General features: G+C 55.6%; 11 protein-coding genes. 1 reads left to right on the forward strand and 10 read right to left on the reverse strand.

Annotated features, from left to right (window positions below; genetic code table 11):
- Positions 1-30 precede the first annotated feature (30 nt).
- The 6 genes from U862_RS0111235 to U862_RS0111260 are packed head-to-tail and all read right to left on the reverse strand — an operon-like array spanning position 31 to position 17870.
- Positions 31-2130, reverse strand: a complete 2100-nt coding sequence (locus U862_RS0111235) for a UvrD-helicase domain-containing protein (RefSeq protein WP_025110484.1) — start codon at positions 2128-2130, stop codon at positions 31-33.
- Positions 2127-8459: a DEAD/DEAH box helicase gene (locus U862_RS0111240; protein ID WP_025110485.1), complete on the reverse strand. Its 6333-nt coding sequence runs from the start codon at positions 8457-8459 to the stop codon at positions 2127-2129. The genes U862_RS0111235 and U862_RS0111240 overlap by 4 nt, the downstream gene beginning before the upstream one ends.
- Positions 8460-8464: 5 nt before the next feature.
- Entirely contained in the window at positions 8465-8914 is a 450-nt protein-coding gene (locus U862_RS0111245; RefSeq protein WP_025110486.1) for a DUF262 domain-containing protein, read from the reverse strand.
- A gap of 56 nt (positions 8915-8970) precedes the next feature.
- On the reverse strand, positions 8971-10080 hold the full coding sequence (locus tag U862_RS0111250; RefSeq protein ID WP_025110487.1) for a hypothetical protein: 1110 nt from the start codon (positions 10078-10080) through the stop codon (positions 8971-8973).
- On the reverse strand, positions 10073-14992 hold the full coding sequence (locus U862_RS0111255; RefSeq protein ID WP_025110488.1) for an Eco57I restriction-modification methylase domain-containing protein: 4920 nt from the start codon (positions 14990-14992) through the stop codon (positions 10073-10075). The genes U862_RS0111250 and U862_RS0111255 overlap by 8 nt, the downstream gene beginning before the upstream one ends.
- A gap of 13 nt (positions 14993-15005) precedes the next feature.
- Positions 15006-17870, reverse strand: coding sequence for a DEAD/DEAH box helicase (locus U862_RS0111260; RefSeq protein ID WP_025110489.1), 2865 nt, complete (start codon positions 17868-17870; stop codon positions 15006-15008).
- An 883-nt stretch (positions 17871-18753) separates the two neighbouring features.
- Here U862_RS0111260 and U862_RS0111265 point away from each other — a divergent pair.
- A complete protein-coding gene (locus tag U862_RS0111265; RefSeq protein ID WP_025110490.1) occupies positions 18754-19041 on the forward strand; it encodes a cytochrome c5 family protein in 288 nt (95 codons plus the stop codon).
- A gap of 87 nt (positions 19042-19128) precedes the next feature.
- Here U862_RS0111265 and U862_RS0111270 read toward each other — a convergent pair whose 3' ends face one another.
- The 4 genes from U862_RS0111270 to U862_RS0111280 form a co-directional block, all read right to left on the reverse strand.
- Complete coding sequence (locus U862_RS0111270) at positions 19129-21306, reverse strand: TonB-dependent siderophore receptor (RefSeq protein ID WP_025110491.1); 2178 nt, start codon at positions 21304-21306, stop codon at positions 19129-19131.
- A gap of 97 nt (positions 21307-21403) precedes the next feature.
- Positions 21404-21817 (reverse strand): DUF2946 domain-containing protein, encoded by a 414-nt coding sequence (locus U862_RS29545; protein ID WP_081794874.1) that lies wholly within the window; start codon positions 21815-21817, stop codon positions 21404-21406.
- On the reverse strand, positions 21817-22455 hold the full coding sequence (locus U862_RS29550; protein ID WP_081794875.1) for a putative natural product biosynthesis protein: 639 nt from the start codon (positions 22453-22455) through the stop codon (positions 21817-21819). The genes U862_RS29545 and U862_RS29550 overlap by 1 nt, the downstream gene beginning before the upstream one ends.
- Positions 22456-23065: 610 nt before the next feature.
- Complete coding sequence (locus U862_RS0111280; protein ID WP_025110493.1) at positions 23066-23797, reverse strand: SDR family NAD(P)-dependent oxidoreductase; 732 nt, start codon at positions 23795-23797, stop codon at positions 23066-23068.
- Positions 23798-23966: the final 169 nt, after the last annotated feature.

Here is a 23966-nt window from a genome sequence, read left to right on the forward strand (position 1 = left end):
GCTAAAAATTAGCTGTATAAGTCTGAGAATTCAATCACCAGAGGGCCGCACTAGGAGAAACAAATTTCTCTTTGCTCGAGTAGCAGCAACGTGCAGCAAGCATCTTTCAGAAATTTCAGTATCTTCGGTTACCCCTGCATCCTCATCACGGCTTAATTGGTCGGCGTAGGAAGCGGCTCCTTTGTAGGCGGCAACAATCACTACGCTAAACTCAAGCCCTTTGATGCGATGCATGGTGGCCAGGCGAACGCCCGGCTGTGCCGAATCGTCAGAGGTTGAGTTGTCCAGTTTCAATTGAACAATACCTGCCTGCTGCAGAGCCCGAGCGACATTATCCAGATCGTCATTAGTACGCGCAGTGATGCAAACCTGTCGAGGCTCCATCCCATCGTCCTGCAATTGTTTAAGGATCGCCTTTATATGCGGCATATCTTCGTGTGCGGAAGACGACTCGATGATATCCGGCACATCACCATGCGTCAGAGACCGATAACCGCGCAGAGAGTCCACGTTGCCATCCAAGTCATCGACAGCACATCCTTCGAGTTGAGCGCAGGCCCATTGACGGATTTCGTCGGTGGTTCGGTAATTCACCTTCAGGTTATGGCTACGGCCGCGAACCTCGATGCCCACCCGACTAAGCACGACTTTGTGCCGGTAGATACGCTGGTGGGCATCACCAACAATAAACAGGTCGTTTTCGGCTACCTTTACTGCCGTACGAATTAGCTCAAAGCCCGCGTTGCTAATGTCCTGGGCTTCGTCCACCACCATGGTGCGGATACCCAGTGCAGGCTGCTCCTTCCTTAACAACTGAGAGGCCTCACGGAAAGCTTCTTCTGGCTCACGCAAATTGGCAGCTTGCAGTTGGGCCCGGTATTCGGCAAACACCGGCCAGATAGACTTACGCATCGCACGGCCAAGCTGACCGCCGCGGCCTACTCGACTAGCACGCATATAGTCCTCAACAGTTTCGCAGGCTTGAGGAAGCACCACCCGCTCATATTCGGCACGCATGAACTGCAAGCTGAGATCAACCGATGCGGGCATCGCCGATAAGGCTGCTTGCCAGAAACGGCGACGGTCGCCTTCGTTATACAACAGGTTATGTGGGTAGCCAAAACGACGCAGAAGACTGGAAGCCCACTGATCCAGGTTCACCACCTGAATTTTCTCCAGCTCCTGCGGTGTGCACAGCAGAGCCAAATGCTGGCGAATGTCCTCAGCCAGGGTTTTGGTGAAGGTGGTAAACAACACCGGACGACCTGGCAAATCCGAGTATTGTCGTGCAAGTCTTGCAGCGCGATGCATGGCTACAACAGTTTTACCAGTACCTGCGCCACCGGTCACCTTCACAGGGCCACTCCAGTCACGCTCAACCAACTTACGCTGGCTTGGGTGCAGGAAGACCCTCCAATGCTCTAGAGGTGCCGCCAGTAAAGCTTCTAGATCGCTGTCGTCAGTAAGCACCACGAAATGACGGCGTGAGCTATCACGCTCCAGCGCAGCACCGAAGTCTGTAGGGTCGACCGCCGCCGGCGCGGATTGATCACTGATAATCTTGTCGAAAGTCTCGCCGGCAGCAAACAGATACAACGCTTCGTATGCCTCATCGGGCAATTGCGCTTCCAACACCTCAAGCTCGCGCTCATTAGTAATGGAGCGCACAGCTTCCAGCCGGTCATCAGGTACACCCAGGCGGCGAATTTCGCGGTCTTTGAGTGCATCGAACAAGCCTGCCACTCGCACTTCAGCCGGTGTGTCAGCAGCCGTCGTGTCAGCAGCCTCCTGCACTGCATAAACCTGAATACTGCCAACATCCGGGTGGATAGCGACTCGATGGCGACGCGCCCAGTGATAGGCATCGTCATGCTGATCGACCCATAGCAGGCAATACACATTGCCTACATCCGGCTTGAGTACAATGCCACGCATATTGTCGTTGATCCGAACCGAGCGCATGTTCGGATCGGCGGCATCATGAATGCGTTCATAATTGATGCCGGTCGCCATTGGGTTCTGACGAAACTTTGCAACGAAGGCCAGTACCGCCTGCTGATGAGAACGTGGAACTACCGAAAACGACTTCAGGAAGTCATCGGACATTGCAATCTTGAGTGCCAGCGTCATGCCAGTGTCTCCATCAAAAGGGTTCTCAGCTCATCAGGCAACTCACTGCCGTCATTGGTAAAAGAATGCCAACCTTGGCGAGCAAAAAGCGCAGCCTCTGATCCAGAATCTGGCAGTAGTACCGCGGTACGAACATCTGGCCAAGCCAATTCAGCTTCTGCTATTATGCGACCTTTTTCATCCATCAACTCATAGCCCACTTCTGGGGCGGTTACGTCCAAACCAGCCAGAGCCAAGCCCCAAGTTTGTACTTCATGAGCAGCCAAACTCAGCGCTTCCCGCCAGGCCTCAGACAGCCCGCCGGATTTTGCTTTGAGCGCAGAACAATCCTGCAGCGCAGGTAACCCTGGCATTTCAGCGTTGCCAACCCAAATCTGACTCAGCGGCAACAATAAGTTCAGCGCCTGCCAAAGTTGCTGCCAGCGTAACTGAAGCTCGCTTTCGGACAGGCCATCTTCTTTCCACTCGCCAACCAAAACAGGCTCAGAGCCTGCAGAGCCATTTCCCGTCATCACTTGCTTCAGATGCTCCGGATGCATGGCAATGGCCAGCATCCAGGCTGTACCGAGCTGACGCAGGCTCAACCTATGCAGTTGCAGGCCTAGTAGCAGACCCAGCTCATCCAAACGCTGCCAGAAAGCTCCTTCGCGCAGGACTTGAAGCGCAGTGGTGTCCCCCGGCGGCATCAACATTCCCGCAGCCAGGGAGACGGCCAATTTGCGGAGCGCTTGGTGTTGCCCATGAGCTAAACGCTGATGCAGCTGGGTAAAGGACGGCAGCGATTTGAAATTGGAGAGTGTTGCGATGCCCTGTGCCGCGCACAGCTTCTGCACTACCTGCTGCGGATCATCATTAAGCAAAGTTGGCCAAGGCGATGGCGTAGGTAATACCTGGCTTTGCAAGGCGCATTCGACATCATCCCAGGTCAGCGTCCAGACTGAGAACTTCCCGCTCTTGGCCACCGCCATACGTTTTGCCAGATCGGTAGTGATGATGTCTTTGTGGTACTGCCAACCATCAACAAAAACCGCCACGGGCATGTCGTCGGCTGCATCATCCGGCCAGAACACGAAGTCAGGCTTGCACGGAATCAACACACCATCGCTGGCTCCCAGATTGACCTGCAACTCCATCCGCCAGCGACGCGAGCCAGCCTGTATCTGATAGCCCGCCTTGCCCTTGAACAACAGCTCACTCAGCTTGAACTTCTCACCTTCATGCTCACGGCGCAGCGCTTCGACAAACCGCTTCTCCAGCATGCTGTCCAGTAACTGGTTAGCTGGCTGGGCTTCGGTCAGATGGGTAACAGGCTTCAGTGCTCCCTTATACTGCATCACCTCACCCAACAACTTCTGTGCTGTACGTCGCGAGATAGACTTACGATCATGGCTGTTGTGATAGCGGTACACGCAGCGATAACAGCCATCGGTGTCCGCATTCTGGTTGCAAGTACAGGTATTGAGGGCTTGGAGTGCAATGTCGAATACTTCCAACAGCGGTTCGGGCGCGCGCATCAATTCCTTGAGATAGCCGGTGCCACCTGGCACGCTGTCGTAGATCACCAGATAACAACGCGGCGTATCTGAGCCCGCGGCCATACGCATATCTAGGGCAATACGCAGATGGTCCACTGCGCCCCTAAACCGCCGCGCCAACCCCAACTCCAGAGCCGACACAAAGCTCAGCAGGGCCTCGTTGGTATCGGCAAAACCCACCTCGGGCAAAAATAGACGAATGCCCTCACTAGTGAACTCTCGGTAGAGGAACACGCACTGCTGCGTGCTCGCCTCGGGGTTCTTGCGCTTCGCGCACCAGGACGAATGGTTGCGATATAGCTCCTCGGCCTTACGCTTGCGCTGTAAGGTGCCGCACTCGGGGCAGATGCTAAAACCAGGGCGGCTGAGTTCCTTCCCGCCGATCTCCATCGGCATGCCTTCCGCTGACTGCTCGCCAAAGTTCACCTCGCGAAAAGTCACCCGATCGAGAAACTCGAAGCCGAAAGGAAATGTCTGCTCGTCAATCACAAAGGCCTGACGCACGGCATCAGGCGGGCTATCCACCAAAGCTTGGCGCACATAAAAGCCGCGCTGACGCTCGTCTGAGTCGTCAGCAATACGGCTATCGCGATCCAGCGTTCTGGCAAACACCGTGGTCAAGCGCAGCATCTCATGTACGCGCCCACTGTCGCGCCACAGCGTATCGCCACATCGTGGGCAGTAAGGGTGTTGATCACCTGACGACAGCGGTTCGGTATAGGAACACTGCCTACAAAAACGCCAGTGTTCCGGCTTGATCTTCGATACGTCGATCTGGTTGATCACCACCCGCCGGCCTTCGGCATAAAAGGTGTTGTTCGGTGCCAACTCAGTGATGGCCGTAGATCCAGGTCGCTCATATTCGAAGGTCAGCGGATCAGGAGCGGATGTTCCAGGCTTTGAATCGCGCACAATGATCGAGCGCAACAGCACACCTTGCTCCGGGAACGCATAGTTGGGTAGCAAGCCCTCATCAGTCAGCACATTGAGCGTAGCCTTACCCTCAATGCTGCCAATCAAACGCGAAAGCGCAGTTCGATCTTGAAGCAGTCGTGCCAACTCCAAATCCTGATCCTCACCACGCACCGTCAATGCCTGCAGCTTATCGATCTCCTTCACTGCGGCCTCACGCTTGCGCTTGATGCTTTCAACATCACTTGCAATGCCCTGCAAACGGTTGACGATCTTGTACGCCAACGGGCTGCTATCACCGTTGCTGCCCTGAATGAAATTAGCCAGCCATTGGCATGTACCGTCGCTCAAAGGGCACATCTCCCCCTGATTGAACAGGCGCAAGAACCGTTCAAGAAGCGACGCCTGGTGCTGTTCCACAAAACTCAACCAGGGGTAAGGAAACTTGCTGTTGGTCTGATTATTGACCGCAGTGAACACCCCACGAATTTCCTGAGGGATCTGCGCCGCCCGTCCGTTCTCATGCACCCAGCAATCCAAGGTGAACGCTGTAAGTTGACGTTCAAGTACCGCTGAGGCGTTAAGGAAAACCCCTGGTGCCTGCACGGAACCTGCAATCATGGTTTTCGGGTCATCCCAGAAATACAGGTCATGCGACTTGCTGGTCGCCATGCTCATCAGCAACGCATTACCCGTGCTACGCCCTGCCCGTCCTGCTCGCTGAATGTAGTTTGCCTGCTGGGGAGGAATCGAACATTGCAGCACACTGGATAAATCGCCGATGTCGATGCCCATTTCGAGTGTGGGTGTTGCGGAGAGCACATTGATGCCGCCAGGGCGATCACTGTTGGACTTGAAGTTACGCTCCACCGCCTCGCGTGTCTCGCGTGGCAGCAAGCCGGTATGCTCATGCGCTACCACCCGCTGAATGTCCGCATTCAGGTAAAGCTTGCGATAAAAATCACCGGGCAACTCAAGTGCCTGCAACTCGCCCCGGCAATCAACGCGGCGACACGCTTGCTCAGAAAAATCATCCTCTGGGCCAGAGAGTGTTGTGTTGTGGCAGCTGGCACACCGCCACACGTTGCCACCCAAGATAACGTGGAAAGCAGAGGGCTCCAGCCCCCATACACGGATATCCGGCTTCTCGGTAGCCTCCTCAAAACCTGCTAAGCCAACGCTTTCCAATGCCTCAAGAGCAAGCCGATAAAGCGGCGCAATCAAGGCATCCGTGCCCAGCGCCAGATCATGCAAAGCAGGCAGTGCCTTGAACGCCCAGTCGCTAAACAAACGGGCATGGCTCTTAGTTATACTGACGCAGCGACCAAACTCTGCAAGTGTCAAAAACCTCGGTGGCCTCGGGCTGGTTAGAAGCTTGAACTGGCTAGAATTCTTCTTATACCCCCAAGGGCTGCTACCCATTCGCGCATAAAACCCTAGTTCCTGATCACGCCAAGCCCCGATGCGCTGCATGTTTTCCAGTAGCCCGCGCAGTAAAACAACAACTTCGTCCAGCTGCGCGGCGGCTAACGGTTCAAGCGTGTCACGTAGACGTGGCAATAGCCATTGAGCGGCTTCGTCTAACTTGCCAGCAAGTGGCACTACGCATGCAGTTCCCGTAGCTACCAGAGTGCGACCAATATGAGCATCCTGGCCAAATTCTGCATTGAGCACCCAAGGCAACACCCTCGCCAACTCGCCAGGTAGGTTGCTGCTTTCAGGCAGCGCTCCCTCTTCCATCAGGGTCTCGTAATCACGTAGCCACTGCATTTGCGGCGGCAGGAAGTTAGCAATGTAATGACCATCACCTAACACCGTGCGCCAACGTTGCGCGAATGCTGTTGGCAAATTTTCCAATGTCACAGGTCGCCCAGCTGCGTAGGCATCAGCAATTACCTGCGCCAACGCCGGGCGTAAGTTCATTCGCCAGGTTCGCGCGGCAAGGAACCCTGCACGATGCGCCGCATCCTGTACCGAGTCAGAGAAAGCAATCAGCTTTTTGTCCGGGTTGAAGCGCGTTGCAAACAACTGTCCCACCATCACCGCCGCCAGACTGGCCGCTTGCGAACCAACAATCGTCAGCGTTTTATAACCGGCACAGAAAGGACAATCATGGTGCGACTTGGTGAACTTCGCGCCATTGCGCGTGCCTTCACGCAGGTTGCTGGCAATATCTACAGCCAGCAAAGGCTGATCCTCACAGTGTGAGCATTCGGTTTGCGATGCCTGATGCAAGGAGCCGCAGGCAGGGCATACCTGCTTGCGCTCGAACACCGCTGGGTTCGCCCCCGCACTGGAAGGAAAGACAAAACGGGTACTCACATCCTCGGCGAAGAACGCGCTGTAAAACGCCTGCAAATCATGGGTGAGTTGATTGGGGCTGATCTTTTGCTGCGTAGAACCCCAGCCGGTGGCGTGGCACTCGCGGCAATGGATCACCGGAAGATGCAGTCGCTCCATATCGGCTTTACGTAAGTCATCGTAATGCCGAAGCTGCGGTTCAGCATCCAGCACAGCTACCATACGGCGCAGCTCACGTAGCCAGATTTCCACCTTAACCTGCAAGAAAAAGTTCTGATGTGCATCCTGGCGTGCATGCGCTACCAACGACAGCAAGCTAGACAACCAAAGCAGCGCAAAGCGCTCATCATCGCAGTTCGGCAAACGGCGCTTGAGCAGTACCAACAGGTCATCCAGCAACACGGACTTTGGCCCAAGACGCTCCAGATCACGCAGAAGATTCTGGAAGGCGAAATGGCTCTTCAGGTGCTTACCTAAGCCACAGCGCCAAGCAAAATCCTCTGCCTGCATGAGCGAGCAAGGCTCACCGAACCACAAAGGTGCTTGGGCCGCCAGATAGGCATGCAGGTCGTTGTAGTTCTCGGGTGCCAAGACATCCAGGTCACTGGGATGCGGGCTTTGGGTGAACTCAACCAGTGCTTCAGCGAGATAATCCCCAACCGACTCGCGGTCCTCGGCGATAACCGCACTGTCATCCAACACTTCACCAAACACATCACCAGCAAACGCCAGCAAATCGCTAACGCCATCATCGCCCAGCGTTGCCGAAGTACCGACGCACACCAACTGGCCCGGCGGCGCATTCAGCCGCCCCTTTAGGCGGCGAATAAGACAAGCCAGATCAGTTCCCTGCGCACCATCAAAGGTATGCAGCTCATCCACCACCATGTAACGCAGCGTGTCCGGCTGCTGATGCGCCCACAAAGGGGTATCAGCTGCACGCAGCAGCAGAAAGTCCAACATTTTGTAGTTGGTCAGCAGAATATCCGGCGGATTTTCACGCAGGGCATTGCGGTCTGTAACCACCGAATAACTGCCGTCGCTCAATTGGGCGACCGTTTGCGACTCGACAGCCGGCGCATCCCCCACATACAAGCCTGCACGAATCCCAATAAGGCCAGCGGCCTTAACGATTTCCTTGGCCACGCGCCCAGATTGGTCGCTGGCCAAGGCATTCATCGGATAGAGGATGATCGCCTTGATGCCACGCCGCCCCTCTGCACGCGCCACACGACAATGCTCAAGGATCGGATATAGAAAGCACTCAGTCTTACCCGACCCCGTCCCCGTTGCTACCAACGTGGATTGAGCCTCTGAGCCCGCCAGCCGCGCAAAAGCCTTGGCCTGATGTGCATGGGGCACAAAGCTGCTGGGTAACCAAGGGAAAGCCGGTAGGCCGCCATTCAGCTGCTTGCGAAATGGCAGGGGCAACGTCAGATACGGCCCTTTGAAGATATTGCTGCGCTCAGCCAAAAAGCGCTCCAGCAAGTCCTCAAAACCAGTAGTAGTGGACGGGAATGCGGTACGCAGAAAGTCTGCGACGCCCTGAGTGACCTGCTGAGAAACGATTAGTGGCTGCATATTTTTTACTCGGCAAGATCAGCTTCAGTGAGGGGCCATTTTTTCACTGAGAACCCGGCGAGCTCCATGCTGCAGGCAAGGATCGCATCCTTGGAAAAGGCTAGGTTGGTATCAGTATTCTTGGCCGCCAGCCCCTGGATTACGGGATGCGTGATGTAGGTATTGTGGGAGTGCTCCTTGATGGGCAACTCATCGACTGCATTAACCAAAGCGTTGAGCAGCATGGTCAGTGTGGTAAGCCGCTGTTGACCATCCACCACCCGCAACGGTGTCATCTTTCCAGTCTGCGACAAAATAAAGGTGCCCAGATGGTGGCCACCGCCCAGCTCCATTGCTTCCTTGATATCCTCGAACAGGTCACCGATATTGTTGGTCGTCCAGGCGTAGTCACGCTGGCGAGCGGGAATTTCCAGGGTTTTGCCTGTGAAGAACTGCTCGATGGATAGGGTAGCCAAAATCCGTTTCCTGATGGTGGTGGCTCAGCGGTGTGCTGGTATCCAGGCTTTACCGGCTAGCGCACGAAATAACGATGGCTCACGCCATCACGCAGCAACATCTGTTGCTCATACATGTCCGTCAGCAGGCCTTTGAGCTGTTCGATACGAACAGAGGTCCTGTTCTGCCAACCGTAAAAGGGCGCCAAGATCGGAAACAGATGCGCTGCCAGATCTGCTTTTTTCATGCTGTCTGTCAGCGTCTTGTTGATCGCCCGCAGCGTCAGCCAGTAGAGCGGGTTCATCTCGAATATTCGGCTGTCTAGACCGCTCAACAGGCTACGGGCCGTAATTCGCAGCTGTGTTGCAGCGCGTGCGCATTGGCAGACCAATTCAATTGCTAGCTCATCAATGAAGTGGCTACCCGAGGATTGCTCGGCGACAAAAGCGCGAATGCGCGCCTTGTGCTCCATCACCGAATGATCGGGGCGCTTTCCCGTCAGCAGCTCCAGAAAGGTGATACCCAGTGAATAAAGATCATGCCCAACTCGGGCTTCCAGCTTCTTCGGATAGTCGTACGCCGGAGTGCCACTGAAGTTAAGTTCGCCGCGTGGGGTGCTGATGCCCAAGTCGATTATCCGTAGCATCTCTTCATGTGTCGGCATGCGAAACACCGTGTTGGCGCGCTTCTTCGGCTGGCAGAGGAAGAAAAGATTGGCCGGTTTGACATCAGCATGCACATAGCGCCCCTGCCGGCTATAGGGGCGCCCGTGAATATCTGCCAGCCCGAGCAGGATTTCATAGACAATCTCGAAGCAGTCAAAGTAATGCTGGAGGTCGTTGGCCTTGTACTTGTGTTGTTTGATGAAGGCAGACAGCGTCACCCAAGGTTTAACGAGCAACTCCATGACATAACCATTCCAACCATCCTCTCCCCGGTAATAGTCGAAGATACGTACGGTCTGCCCCTCAATATCGCGGCACATCACGATCTCATCACTTAGATCGGCGTGGCTAATCTTGACTGCCACCTCACGGTCTAGCCAGCTATCCAGCGCTTTCCATACCGCGCCAAAGCCGCTGCGCTCACCAATGGGAGCCTTCCCCCGGAGGACAAATCGCTGAGCCAGCTCTGGCAACAAACGTTCGATATCCGCCTTGCTGAGTCTCTCTGCAGGGTTAGCCATGATTCGCCTCCTTGGCAAAATGCGCCCAGGCTACGCGATAGTCAGCTTCGCGGTCAGCCAGGGTGAAAGGGGCAGTGTATTGGATAGTGCGTTGTATCGGGCCGCCGGGTTGAGTGTCGTCGAGGATGGGGCGCTCGATGAGGGTGCCGTCGGGGACTTGGGGGTGGCCGTCCTTAGGCTGCACGTCTTCCCAACCGAGACGACCTGTTTTGGTACCGCCATCGGGCAGGCGAACTGTGCAGTTGGCATCGCGCTTACCGGCCTTGCGCGGTAGGCCGACGCCAACCAAGCCCTTACTGGCGGTGAAGACGATGCGGCCGCTGGCATCGTACCAAGTGTCGCGCTCGTATTGGCGCATGACGGGGAACTGCACGCGGTAGATGGTCAGCAGTTCGTCCAGGGTCAGGCCGAGGGCCCGCGCGGCGAGGACGTCAATTTCCACCAGCGCCTGACGACGGGTAAAGTCGCCGCGCGCGGTGCAGTTGCGCTGCCATTCGGGAGTGAGTTCGGCGAAAAAGCGCCGCGGCAGGCGTGGGTCATTGCTGGCCCAGGAGCCCTGCTGGAATGCGGTTTGCCAGCAGTCGCGCCAGAGATCGGCGTAGTGAGTGGTGAGGCAGTTTAGAGCCAACACCCGAATCGTCATTGCGCAATCTCTCGGCATTAAAGGCATCAGGCTTGCGGTGCCGTCACGAAAGTCTTTCTTACCCGAGACTCTTACAAAAAAATCGAATGGTAGCGATGCCCAGTAACCTGCAGCAGAGACGGTATGCTTTGAATCGCGAAAGGTAATAGAAAACACTCCGTCGATATGTGCCACCTTAGGAGGCATAAGAATCGGCCTGACTGATCGCTCGTCAGCGGGATGCGCACCTCGACGCGATGCAACTCTCCAGTATGCCGTTACTGGCCTCGCATCCTGCTCACCATCTTCCACCCAGCTAACTCGCGGCACGCGGCGAGCGTAATCTGCGGGGGCGCAGGCGGGTAAATAGTTGCTGCGAGGGAGATAATCGTCTGGCAGGTTTTCAAGGTCGAGCACATCGTAATGGCTATTCTGGGTGCATACTGCACGTGGGGTTTTGTTAAGCGGATTGCCTACGAAGAAATGTGGGCCTGACAGTACGAAGTCGACGTGGGATTCGACAAAACCCGTGCTGCGGCGAATGGTACCATCTCTTTGTCGGCCACTTTCATGCCACATCTCTGTGGGAAGGTAGTCTTTCTGCAGGTTTCCAAGGCGTTGTGGTGTCTGCGCAAATTTCTCAAGCACTGCTACGAGCTCGCGGCTATGCACCGCTGGTAGGCGCGCTTGCAATGCTGGAGTACCGGGTGCGTCGTAGAGTTGCGCAAAGGTTGCCAGCAGAGCTTCATCTACTTCGATCACGCGACTGGCATGGCCTTCAGTGCTCCAGCCACCTTCGTCGCGCTTGATTCCAGGAATTGCACCGCCTCCTGCATGGACAAGGCTGGCACCAATCGTTGCAGGCCAGAAAAGGTTAGCCATCGATTTGAAATGCACTGCCTGCTGGGGGGCTGCATAGATATGCAGGCCAAAACGCATTCGTCCGTGATCGTTAGTACCCTCAAATAACGCAAATTCATTTTGAAATTGATAATGCTGCCGTAGCCTTGGGTAAATAGCCTCCCGCAGCGCACCTGCTTTCGGGTCGTCGTACACACCCTCGGGATGCACTAGCGCTTGTACACCGCAGCCAATCTGCCATACCAGCGGCAGAAAGCACTTGAATAGGTTGCTCTGCTGGCCCTTGAGCAGAGGGTAGTTCTGGGTGGCATTTAGAAATGCCCCCATACCCTCAGTCGCCGTGCACTCGCCCAGATAATCCGCCCGCGCCTGCTGCAGCGCTGTAAACACCACCTCACGCTGCTTGGCTGCATCTGAAGCACTGAGCTTGCGGATTGCAAAGCGAGGATCGAAGTCCGATAGCAGCGACTGTTCGTTCCACTCGATCTTGATCCACGGTGGATTACCAAGGATCACATCAAAGCCACCACGGGCCTTGAACACATCGGCGAACTCCAGCGCCCAGTGCATAAAGTGCTGCTGGCCGGCCACCTGCTGCGCCACCTGTAATTGCGGCAAAGCATTGATCAGCGCGGCGATATCGACATGGCCGTAACGGTCGCGCTCGGGAGCAAAGTCCAGCCCATGCTGCGCCTGGGTTTCAGGGAATAGATCATCGGCCGACGCGCCGCTCAAACTGGCGTTGCCTAGCAGCACCGTTTCCAGCACAAACCACCAGTGTTCACGGCTGGGCAACTCGCTGCCTTTATCCAGCGGCCAGAACCACAGGGCACACCAGGCATCCATCACCAGTTTGAGACGGCGGTAGGGGCTGGCGTTTTTCTGTGCTTCACTAAGCATTTCACGTTGATAGGCGGCGTCTTTTTGCGCGGTGCTAGTCGGAGCGCGGTTGGCGGCCAAGTCGGGCCATACATGCAGTTCATCGCAGGTAGCGGCGCGCACACGGGCCAGCTCCTGAGCGTGTTGCTGCCAGAGCTGCTCAGTGGCGGCACTCAGCGCTTGCACCCGTCTGATTTCATCGCGACTCAGCGGCGCAGTAAAACCTTTGCGCCATTGTTTGAACTGCTCGAAGGCGGCTGGCTCAAGCGCCTTGACCACCTTATCGCTGACCATGCCCATGCCTTCAGCAGGCAGCAAAAAGTGGAACACATCGGTAGCGGCTGGAACTTGTGTGAGTGGCAAAGCACGTGGTGAGGCAGCGCGCCAGTCGCGTTCGGGCTGACCGTTTTCACCTTTGCCTGGGCTGAGCTGGGCCGTGCTAAACAACTCGCGCCGCGCCCCCACCAGGGAGTTACCGTTGTACAGTTGCAAGCCAAACCATGGCACATGACTGCCTTTGAAAATGGCGTTAAGCCACAAGGAGACTTCGGCCAGCTCCACCGCGATGGGGTTAAGGTCCACACCGAAGACATTGCTGTCGGCGATGTACATCTTCACCCGCTGCTTTTCTTCGGTGTACTGCTCGTGCGGAATGGTGCGGCCCAGCTCTTTCTGTTTGGCTTGCAGATAGGCTTCGGCCAATTGGCTGACTGCCTCGTTCAAGAACGCCGCGCTGCCCATAGCCGGCTCGCATACGGTGAGTGTCAGAATTTCATCTGCTGCTTTACCGGGCAAGATTTCCTTTAGTGCATGTTCCACCAGGCACTTGGTCAACACTTCCGGGGTGTAATAGCTGGCTGACTTCTCGCGGGCACGACCGGCCAGACGATAGATAAAACTGCCTTTGGGGTGGATCTTGGTATTGCCGCCAAACAGGCGTTCAGCGTCGGTGTACTGGCTGATGCTGTTGGCAGGTACAAAGTAGGCCGCATCCAGCGGGTTGACCTCGGCTTCTTTTTTCTTCTCGGCAGCGCTAGGGGTATCGAGGCCATCCTCGCTGCCCGTATCGCTCTCGCTCGAATCGTCCTCTTCGCTCTCGTCTCCCGTAGTTGCCTTCTTACCCTTGGGGTCAGGGCGTACTTCGTAGAGATCTTCTTCGGCGAAAAAGCCACGGAAGGACAGCAACGATTCGTACACTGCACCTAGCTGGTTGATCCCGAGGGTGCCATAACTGATACGTCCACGACGACTCTTGCCACCACCACGGGACAGTGACATTAGCTCAATGACTTGCTGCAGCACCGAGTTACGTAGTTTGACGCTACCCAGCAGCGGCGTGCGAGTCGGGTCAAACAGGTGGCCCTGCAGCGGCGCAATGGTGAAGCCGTTATCGAGCAAGCCATCATTGCTGCCACTCAGGTCGAGCTGACTCGCTGTGGCATCCCGGCGCGGATAGCCTTGCCAGATCAGGCCAAAGAGCTGCTTGAGGCTGTCGTGAAAATAGAAACCTTCCTGGGCTTCGCTGGTGGTCAGCGGGGTTTGCTCCAGCTCGCGCAGGTGCTCGATGCTGTAGCCCTTGAGGTAGGCCTCGGCATCGATGGGCGCATAGCCCAGCTCGGGCCGTGCTTCGATATAGAACATAAACAGCAGGCGGTACATGTAGCGCAGGCTTTCACGGCTGAGCTGGTCGGCCAAGTCAGTATCGTTACGCTCGAACACCTTCTCTTTGGCCACAGTGCGTTTGTACCAGATGGCCTCGTTGGCAATGAGCTCAATGCATTCACGCAGGGCGTATTTGAGATCAGTGGATACCTCAAAGGCATGTTTGTGCGAGCTGTCGTCCAGGCTGTCGAGCAGCGCCACTCCGCCTTCCACCGGCAGCACCGACTGGCTGCCCAGCAGAGCGGCCATAGCGCGGAACTGCTTGTCATCACGCGGGCCGAACAAGTCCGGCAGGTTGAAGCGCAGCAGTGCCTTGCGCCCCCATTTGCTGCGCTCGATTAGCAGCCACTCTTCATGGTGCAGCAGCAACACCCAGCGTGGCGGGTGATCATCAGCAAACAGGCGCTTGCTGAGGGTTTCTTCCCAGTCGCTGTGGGCATATTTACCTTTGCCCTGCTCACTGGCCGCTGGCGCAAGCAATTGCAACGGGCTGCTGTCGTCGTCTTCCGCATTGGCAATAGCTGCCGCAATGACCAAAAGCGGCTGATGTTTGGCATCGCGATACACCGCGAACACCGGCAATTCGCCTTCGGCCAACGTCAGGCTCTGCGGCGCTAGCTCGTAACCCAGAGCGGCGAGAAGTGGCTGCACTAGGTCAATAAACAGGCTGGCGCGCTCGCTGGTTTTGCGCTCACTCAGAAAGCGCTCGCGGGCACGGAAGTAACCATTAGCCCCCGCAGCAGTGCGCAGACGAGCGACGGGGCTTTGCGCGCCCTGCTCTTTCCACTGGTCAAACAGCGTCTTGAGGTCTTTTTCGAGGATCTCATCCAGGTAGTGCTGGCTGTAAAACTCGTTGGCATTGGTGAGGCCGGTGATGGCAAAACTCATGCTGTATTCTTCCTTAAGCCATCAGTGCGGCGACAACTGTGAACTGAGCGCGGTCATCCAGTTGCAGGGTGTCGCGTATCCATTGTTGGTAGTTGCTGAACAGGTCTGCGGTGGCGCTTTCTTTCTGTTTACGTTTGGCTGCGATGACCTGTTCGATACCTTTGGCGAAATCAATTTCCAGCTGTTCGTTGTGTTTGTGCTGCAAGGTTTGCAGCTTAGCCAACTCGCGCTCAAGACGCTGGCGACAGCTGGCATCGAAGGCCTGCTTGATCGGTTTGATGTGTTTCTCAGCAGCCTGAATAACCGCAGGTAGCGCACTTTGCAGGGCACGGCTGTCGGGCGCCTGGCCATTGTTGGCCTGGGCTTTTGCGGTGCTGGTGAGCCCTGTGCGCTGCAGTGTTTCCGCCAGGCTCAGTACGCCTTCTACCTGCCCAGCAGCATTGAGCTGCACACCGAGCCACTCGGCCAGTACGGCTTGGCCGCGACGGTTAGGCACCTGGGCGAGCACCAGCACGATGGCTTCGCCTACGGTCAACCCCTGTGCGACGCGCAGCAGCGGCGCGCGCTGGCGACGGAACAGAGCCATAAGTTTGTAGTCGAGCCACTGGGCAATGGGGTTGAGCGCCCAGAGGTAGTGCAGCTGCGGCCAGGCATTGGTGTCGCGTGCCTGCTTGATGGCCTCTTCAACCACAGCCTTATCGGCGCTCAAGGCAAAGGTGTTATCGGTCGGCCACATTTCGCTGGCCAGATCACGCTTGAGCACCTGGGCAAGGTCGCGACTGGGCTGGAAGCTTAGCGTGCGGCTGGCATCATCCGTTTTGATTGCAGCATGTTCGCGTGGCGACTGTTGTGCCAGCCAACGCAAGGCATCGCGAAGGTAAATGTAGCTGTCGTTAAACAGACTGGTGAGTTCAGCAGTCGGCGCCATGAGTGCTGCTGTGCTGGCGGGTGCAACGCTATCATTGCTGGGCACGTTCGCGCCCCACAGGGCTTCGAAAGGGTCGATATCATCCCCAGCCAGTAGCGCGGCGAATTCATCGACAGTGCGGTTGCCTTCAATGGCCTTGGCCACTTCGACGGTTTCCAGCTCCTCGTCATATAGCCCCATAAAGGCTGATGGGTCGCCGATATTCTTTGCCGCCTGCTCGTCCTTGTCGATCAGGATTTCCAGGTAGCGCAAGTCACCGCGAACTCTCTCGTGGCGAGGTTCGGTCAGCAGGTAGCCGATTTTCGGGGCATACAGTTGACCATAGCGATCCACACGACCATTGCGCTGCTGGAACACCATCAGCGACCAGGAAATATCGAAGTGGATCAGCCGATGAGCTTGGTAGTGCAAGTTAAGACCTTCGGAGGCTACATCCGAAGCAATCAGCAGGCGCAGGGGCGAATGGGTTTTGCCGAAATCTTCGACTGTTTGCTGGATGTCCAGGTCAGGCAATTGGCCGTGCAGAATGGCTACGGCGTTATCCTTTAAACCAAGGGCCTTGGGTAGCTCTAGCTGGAGGAATTTCAGTGTTTCCACCCGCTCGGTGAAAATCACCAGGCGGTCACTTGGATTTTTGCCATCCCAACGCCAGTGCTGACCTTGTTTGAGCTGGCTGATGAGGTGCTGGAATTTGCTGAATTTGTCGACACTGATGGCCTGTACCAAAACTTGAAAATTACGCAGCCCCTCAAGATCAGGATGACGTGCGTCTTTTATCTCGAGCTTTCGGATGCGCTCTTTCAGCGTTTGTAGGCAGGCTGCCGGGGAAGAGAAAAGCGCCTTTTCCAGCACGGTGCGGAACAACATGGCACCGTCGCGCGCACCGGTCCCGTCACTATTAAGTTTGAGCTCGGCTAGGGCATCGAAGGCGAGGTTTTCCGCCGGGCTTGCGGCGCAGGCCAAACGAAACACTTCTCGCTCTGGGAACTCCTGCTTCATCTGCTCGCGCACGTCTTTCTTGAAACGGCGAACAAAAAGGTGATCGACATCCTCGCGGGTGTAATCGGCCCCTACTGGAAGCACAGTGGGGTCGAGCATGCGCACGAGGCTGGCGAAGCTGTCCTTTTTGCCGTTGTGTGGTGTGGCGGTGAGCAAGATCAGTGCATCGGAGCGTTGCGAGAGTAACTCGGCCAAGCGATTACTCTGGGTGCGATTGCCCTTGTAGGAAACGTTGTGGGCTTCGTCGATGATGATCAGATCCCACCAGGCGCTTTCCAGGTAGTGCCGGTACTCGCTGTCGCGCTTCAAGGTATCGACCGAGATGATGGTGCGGTCGTAGTAGTTAAAGGGATTGTGATTGGCTGGAATATCACGACGAATGCGCTGAATACCGGCTGAGTCCAGGCGGGTGAGCGGGATAGTAAATCGGTTCCAGAACTCCTGCTGAAACTGGCGCATCATACTTTTGGTAGTGACCACCAAAATGCGGCGAGCTTTACCTCTGCGCATCAACTCGGCGGTAAGGATGCCGGCCTCAAGGGTTTTACCCAAGCCTACTGTGTCCGCAATGAGCAAGCGCGGGCGTAGTTGCTGCAAGACCTGATGAGCAGGCTGCAACTGAAACGGCAGCGCATCCATTACTCCATGGTGTCCAATGACTACAGATTCGTTTTGCAGAGCCGATTGACGCAGACGCGCCTCGATAAACAGGCGCGAAGCGATAAATGTGGGCGAGTCGTCGTACACCAGCTCAGTTTTTGCTGGATCAATCAGGGTAACGTCTTCGAGCTGAGTGAGGAAAAGAGCATGACGATTGCGTACGGTTTCCGAAACGCCAATACACGAAAGCTGCCACCCGCCAAGACTACATTGATCTGCATTCTGGATAATCCACTCTTCATCGCGGATTAGTGCACGGGCACCGGGGGCCGGGGCTTGGGTCAGTTGCATGGTGCAATCCTTGTCAGGGCTTTAGGTGCGCAGCGAGCGCTGGAAAACGGAAGGCAATCACCACATGGGCCTACCCGGATCGGCACTGCCATCGATATTGAATTAATCGTCTGTCGCGTGGGTAGTTATGTCACCCAAAGGGGCATAACGAGGTATAGGACACAACGCATATTGCCCCCGAGCAATCGGCTTTAAGATTTTCACCACAGCGATGCGGCGGGTGGCACTTTACCAGCTTTTTAATCCCGAACTGGGCGAATGAGTTATGACAGACGTACTCATCCCAACACGTAGAGCCATGCAATACAGTACATACGGCTGGACTCGAAGCTACCGTTATGCCAACAGATGCAGACCATTTCCCATAGCAGATCTGACATTTTTATGCGCGATTTTCGGTGGAGTGACTACCTGCCAAATGCCGGAGTAGCCGTCCTACATTCCTTGCGTGGTCAAACGGGTGCCATCTGTGCGGCGCCGACTGGAAACGCCTAAAAGATATCGATTTTCCGCCTTCTTTTACATTCTGAGATCGATTTAAGAGAATCTCAGACCTACTTAATCGCAATGAAGTACCACCGGAGAGGTTCGCCCCTTGTCATTGCAGTGCCCTCGCAGCCACAAGCGTAGCCGCGCTCACCTGCGACAACCTGTCACAGATAGCGCGCCTGGCTCTCAGGCGCACCTCAATTCAACGATTAGGCTGTCTGGTGCGGCGGCCTGTCGCACTTGGGGTGTCAAAACACTCTTATTAAACTCAATACGCCTTCATGATGTGCTTTCTCCCAAGCGGTGAATGCACTGGCAATGCTCATCCGCAACGGACTGACTCCGCCCTTGCAAAGGCATCGCGTGATTATAAAAATGCCCAACGAGGTCCACCGTGAAAAAAGTATTGGCAGCTGTTTGTTTACTCGTACTCTCAAATGCTTTTGCCGCCCAAGAGCCTGAAGCGGTGTTCAACCGCTCCTGCACTATGTGCCATAACGGCCAGTCACCCATGGCTCCAAAAAAAGGTGATCAAGTGGCTTGGAAACCCCGCTTGGAGCAAGGCACCGACGCATTGGTCAAGCACGTGACCGAGGGCTTCAAGGCCATGCCGCCACGGGGATTGTGCATGGACTGTAGCGAAGAAGATTACAAAGCCGTGATTGCTTGGATGTCTAAGTAAGGTTGCGGCAGGGATGGCAGCTTGCTGCCACCCACCCGCTCTTATCTACGGCCGCGGAACGACGGCATATCGATCATGATGGTGTCTTTAGAAGCGGGCCGTTAGCGTTAGGTAAGCTGAACGTGGTTGAGTGGGTAGTACCACTGGAGAGCCCATATATTGATAGGTCTCAAAGACTTTGCGACCTGTCAGGTTTACCGCCGAAACCGAGATCGTGTAGCGGTCGAAATCGTAGGAAGTCTGCGCATCCAGCAGTGTGTAGCCTGGGACGGATACCGTATTAGGTAGGGTTAACTCACGCGCGCTGAGTGCTGTAATACCAGCACCGAAGCCCAGTCCCTTGGCGGCGCCGTCAAGTATCCGATAGCGGGCTGCGAGGCGACCGCTGTGCCGCGGTACGCGAGGCAGTCCGTCACCGACCGGAATCGAGTTGTCCTCTGTGATTTCTGCCTGGGTGTAGGCGTAGTTGCCCAGCAATGAAAGAGCGGGGGTCGGTTCCCAAACCAGATCAGCTTCTACTCCGCGAGCGCGTTGTTCGCCGCTCTGCACCGAATAACCCAGAATCGCGTAGGTAGGGTCAGGATCAGGGGTGGACACATTACGACGCGTCTGCTCGAACATGGCGAGAGTGCCAGAAATGCCCAGATCGTTGAACGCCAGTTTGACGCCCGCCTCATAATTGCGAGACAGCTCAGGCTTGGGCGCCTCGTTACCAGTAAAGTTGAACGCCCCCCTGAAACCGGTGGAATACGCCGCGTAGAGCGCAAGACTTTCGGTCAGGTCATAAGTGATGCCAAAACGTGGTGTCACACGATGATATGAAGTATCTACACCTTGCTCTTGTTGGTTGATGTCGAGCTGGGTCAATCGCAACGACCCCAACAAGTGCAAACGGCCATAGGTCGCTTGATCCTGAACGTATAAAGCCTTCGTCTCGTAACGGTTAGTCTGGGACACAATTGTTTCGGGCGTCGCGCCGTAGGAAATCCCATATCCCGGATTGGCAAGGTCAAGCTCGCCGATGAGTTCAATGCCGGACATCCCCGAGCTGAAGTGAGTATTGTCGTAACTAATACCAACCAGCAACTCATGATCTCCGCCCAGCGATTCGACTCGGGAGCCTAGGTTGGTATCCAGCGTGCTTTCCCGGATGTTCGTGGGCAGGTAAAGCTTAAATATCGGGTAAACCGTGGGTGTCGTAGGATTCGGTCCCAGAAGGTCCGGAAATACAAGGCTGCCATAATCACGAACTTTGCCCTCGTAATACTGAGCGCTGACGGTCAGTCGTGTGTCGTCATTAAGCTCATGCGTGAACTCGGCGGTGGTTGTTCGATTCTCGATGGTGGTGTGAGGCTGTCCGTTGGTCGCTCCTGGGAAGGCGTTGCGATCAATGTGCCCGCTCAATGCTGGAGCGGCTGGCAGGCCGGAATATTCGACCTGGCTGCGATTCTCGTATTGGCCGCGTAGTAACAACTCAGTCTCTGGCGATAGCTGGAAAGCGATGCTTGGTTGTATCGACCACTGATGGCCGTTGACATGATCAATCCAACTGTCGTTTTCTTGATAGTCGGCGGTAATCCGTGCGGCGACCTTGTCGCCGATGGGTGTGTTGAGATCCAGCGAAGGATTCTCTGTGCCGAAGCTACCGGTGCGCATCGACAGCAGTGCACTTGGCTCGGTCTCGGGCTGTTTAGAAACTACGTTAATCAAACCACCCAGCGGTGCGCCGATACCGCCGCCGTACAACGCTGATGTAGGGCCTTTGAGTACCTCAATTCGCTCGGTGCCGATGAGGCTGGTCGGGTCGATGGTCGCTGCCGTGCCACCAAATGCAGGCAGCCCGTTCACGTAAATTTCCGCCGGAAAACCGCGCACGATTGGCTGAGCGAAAAGTGCCTCTTGCGGCTTGGTTGCTCTTACCCCTGAGACGTTAACCAGCGCGTCAGCAAGCGAATGACTGTCCTGCTCCTTGAGCATCGTTTGCGTTACAACTTGAACGGATTGCGGGACTTCGACCAGGGGCGTGTCGGTGCGAGTGGCCGACGCAGAAGATGGTGCGCTGTAGCCTTCACGCGCCCCAGAAACGTTTATGGTTTCCAACGTCCAAATCTGTGATTGATCGGATGTTGGGGGTACATCCACGGCACCGTCTTGTGGGTGCGCAATGACCGGTAATGCTAGCCCCAGAAACACGCAAAAGGCATGGCGCCAACGCAGACGCGATGGATCAATGTAAAACAGCGGCCCGTTCTTGTCCGAGTACATGGGATCTTCCGATAAAAGTCATTTGAAGCAGAACGCGCAGAGGGATTCGGCGTCGGCGGACTCAAAAGCCGGTCGATGCAGAGTCGGCAATGCGCGTTCAGCCAAAAGTGGGTATGACGTTCAACGATCGAATCGGTGGCGCTCGGCTTCTTGCACCGAGGAATATCGGTGGCGCTGCTTGCTTGGGAATTAAGTGAGTAGAAAAAAGCTGTAACGATGGAACATTAAGTTGAAAACTGGACAGGTTTGACTCGGCGAGAGCGGGATGCTGGAACAGAAGAGAGCAATATCCGCATTTTTCCCACACGACCAGATCATGGGTCTTGCCGACAGAAGCATGGTGAGACTTCTGGCTCGTGCCAAGCATGTCGTGGCACTCCATGCCAGCCATGCTCATTGGTTGACTTTTGCCATGGGAAAGGCTGATCCCCTGACTGATCAGGGGGCCGGCAAAAATCATCAGTAATGCGAACAGGCTCAGCCATGCTCCGATAATGTGACGCTTACGCATTAGCAGGGCTTCTGCTCATCACGCGCAGCCTTCGATGCCTGTGTCTGCCGCTCGTATTCGGGGATGGGCAACCAGCGTCGAAAGCCGGCACCCCCTTTCCCCGTCAGAGGACACCAGGAAAAATCCCAGGGTGCCGGTGGAAAATCCTCTTTTTCAGGGTCAACACCAGCGATAGAACGAGGCTCTACTTTCCAGTCAAACCCCCTCATCGGCGAGCCTTGCCAAGCCAATACCAGTCCTCGTGCTTGGCTATCGTCAGTATTTATCCACCGGGCCGCTGCCGCAGTCATGAAGGCATCAATGTGTTCTTCGTGGATGTGCGCCTGATAGGTCGACGTAAGTAACCAACGGCAGACACTCAGGTAGTAAGTCCAATTCAGCGACGGATGATTGCGGTACGCCCAGGTCATAAAACTGCGAAATATGTTCAAGCCGTCTGGTGGATCTAGCTTGAGCAGCCCCGGACACACATCGAACAACGTATGCCAATAAGGCAGCAATCTGGCATCCAGTTGAACAAAGCTGCGTGCGTTGCAGGGATAGTCTGGAAACGGCAATAAAAAGTCGCCACGACTGTTTATGCGCGACGTTTTGCTAACCAGCCGCGAAACGCCTGAAGGAATAACTACAGAGCGCATAGCAGCGTCCATGCCATCGCCGCTTGCGATTTATTGAATGCAGGAAAACTGAAAGTCAGACCTTCGGGAGCACTGGAACTGCAACCGGAGTGATTAATAACGCGAGACATACTGCCTTCTCTACAAGACGATTGGAGGGCGTTCAACGGCAGTCGCTGCAGCGACGACCTAGCGTAAACGGACGACAAAAAACGAGCGGTGGCAGATAAATCGAGCCAGCCCCCTTGGAAGCGTTAACTGAGGGAAAGCTCGAGGATGGGCTGAGGATCAGGAGTATCCAGAGGGTTGCCTTGCAGTGCATCTCGCGGCTAGAGCGCGGCTTTTGTCCAATTCGTAGTAGCGAGGTCAGGCAGAAAAGTAAGGCGATGCTCAACTTCGCCACAGGACAGAATAGGCAGCAAAGACTACCGGCCCAACCACGGGTTGAACGGTCAGTGAAGTCCATGCTCTGTGCCGGATTATGGCTGCCCGATGCAGAGCAAACTGACCGCCACCAACAAGTTCGAGCCCTATCATCTGCCATGCCCTAAGCCGAATCACCACGTGGAAAACTGCTGCTACAGGACCTTTTCTCACTATGGCTTAACACTCTCAGATCCGGCCATTAACGTTAGACATGCTGGCCACCGTTAACGTGAATCTCTGCGCCGTTTACATAAGAAGCGCCACCGGTGCAAAGAAAGTAGACGAGCGAGGCAACTTCTTCAGGTTTGCCCAGCCGGTTCATCGGCACTAGCCGTTCAACGATTTCCGCAGTGCCTGCGGACAGTATTGAGGTTTCGATTTCTCCAGGTGCGATAGCGTTGACCCTTACGCCATGTCGGCCAAAATCAAAGGCCATTTCCCGAGTCAGGGCGGAGAGCGCAGCTTTGGATGTGGAATAAGCGACACCTGCGAACGGGTGCACCTTGGATCCTGCTATAGAGGTAACGTTGATGATGCTGCCTTTTGCAGCTTTCAATTCATCAAACAGCCCCCGCGCAAGGAGGGCCGTAGAAAACAGATTGACATTGAAGACCTTGATCCAGGTTGCATAGTCGGACTCCAGAACACCAAGTCGTGTCCCCTCAGGCCCCTTAGGCGAAACTCCTGCATTGTTTACCAATGCATCCAAGCGTCCGCCCAATTTTTCCCTGATGGCCGCCAGGCTGTCACTGACGCTATCAATATCTTCGAGATCAAGATGAATGTGGTTGAGTAAGCCCTCGGCCCATGGGCATTCAGCGACCCAGTCCTGGCGAGAGGCGGTGAAAATCCTCCACCCAGCGGCTTGAAAGTGTTTGACGGTGGCATGGCCGATGCCACGACTGGCACCGGTCAATAACAATGTCTTCTCGCTCATACATGCATTTACCTATTAGAAAGTTTCGCTTTGTTTTTAAGCGGTCTAGGTCAAAAAAATCGCAATCTTCGATGCGCTACTTTTTGGCAGGTTGTCATGAGAGGCCATGACTCTCATAGCCGCTTTTGATCGCAGCAAACATCGGGTGGTCCGCTGGAATCCCAAGCAC

Origin of the sequence: Pseudomonas sp. H1h, from assembly GCF_000633255.1 — a bacterium.
Taxonomy (GTDB): domain Bacteria; phylum Pseudomonadota; class Gammaproteobacteria; order Pseudomonadales; family Pseudomonadaceae; genus Aquipseudomonas.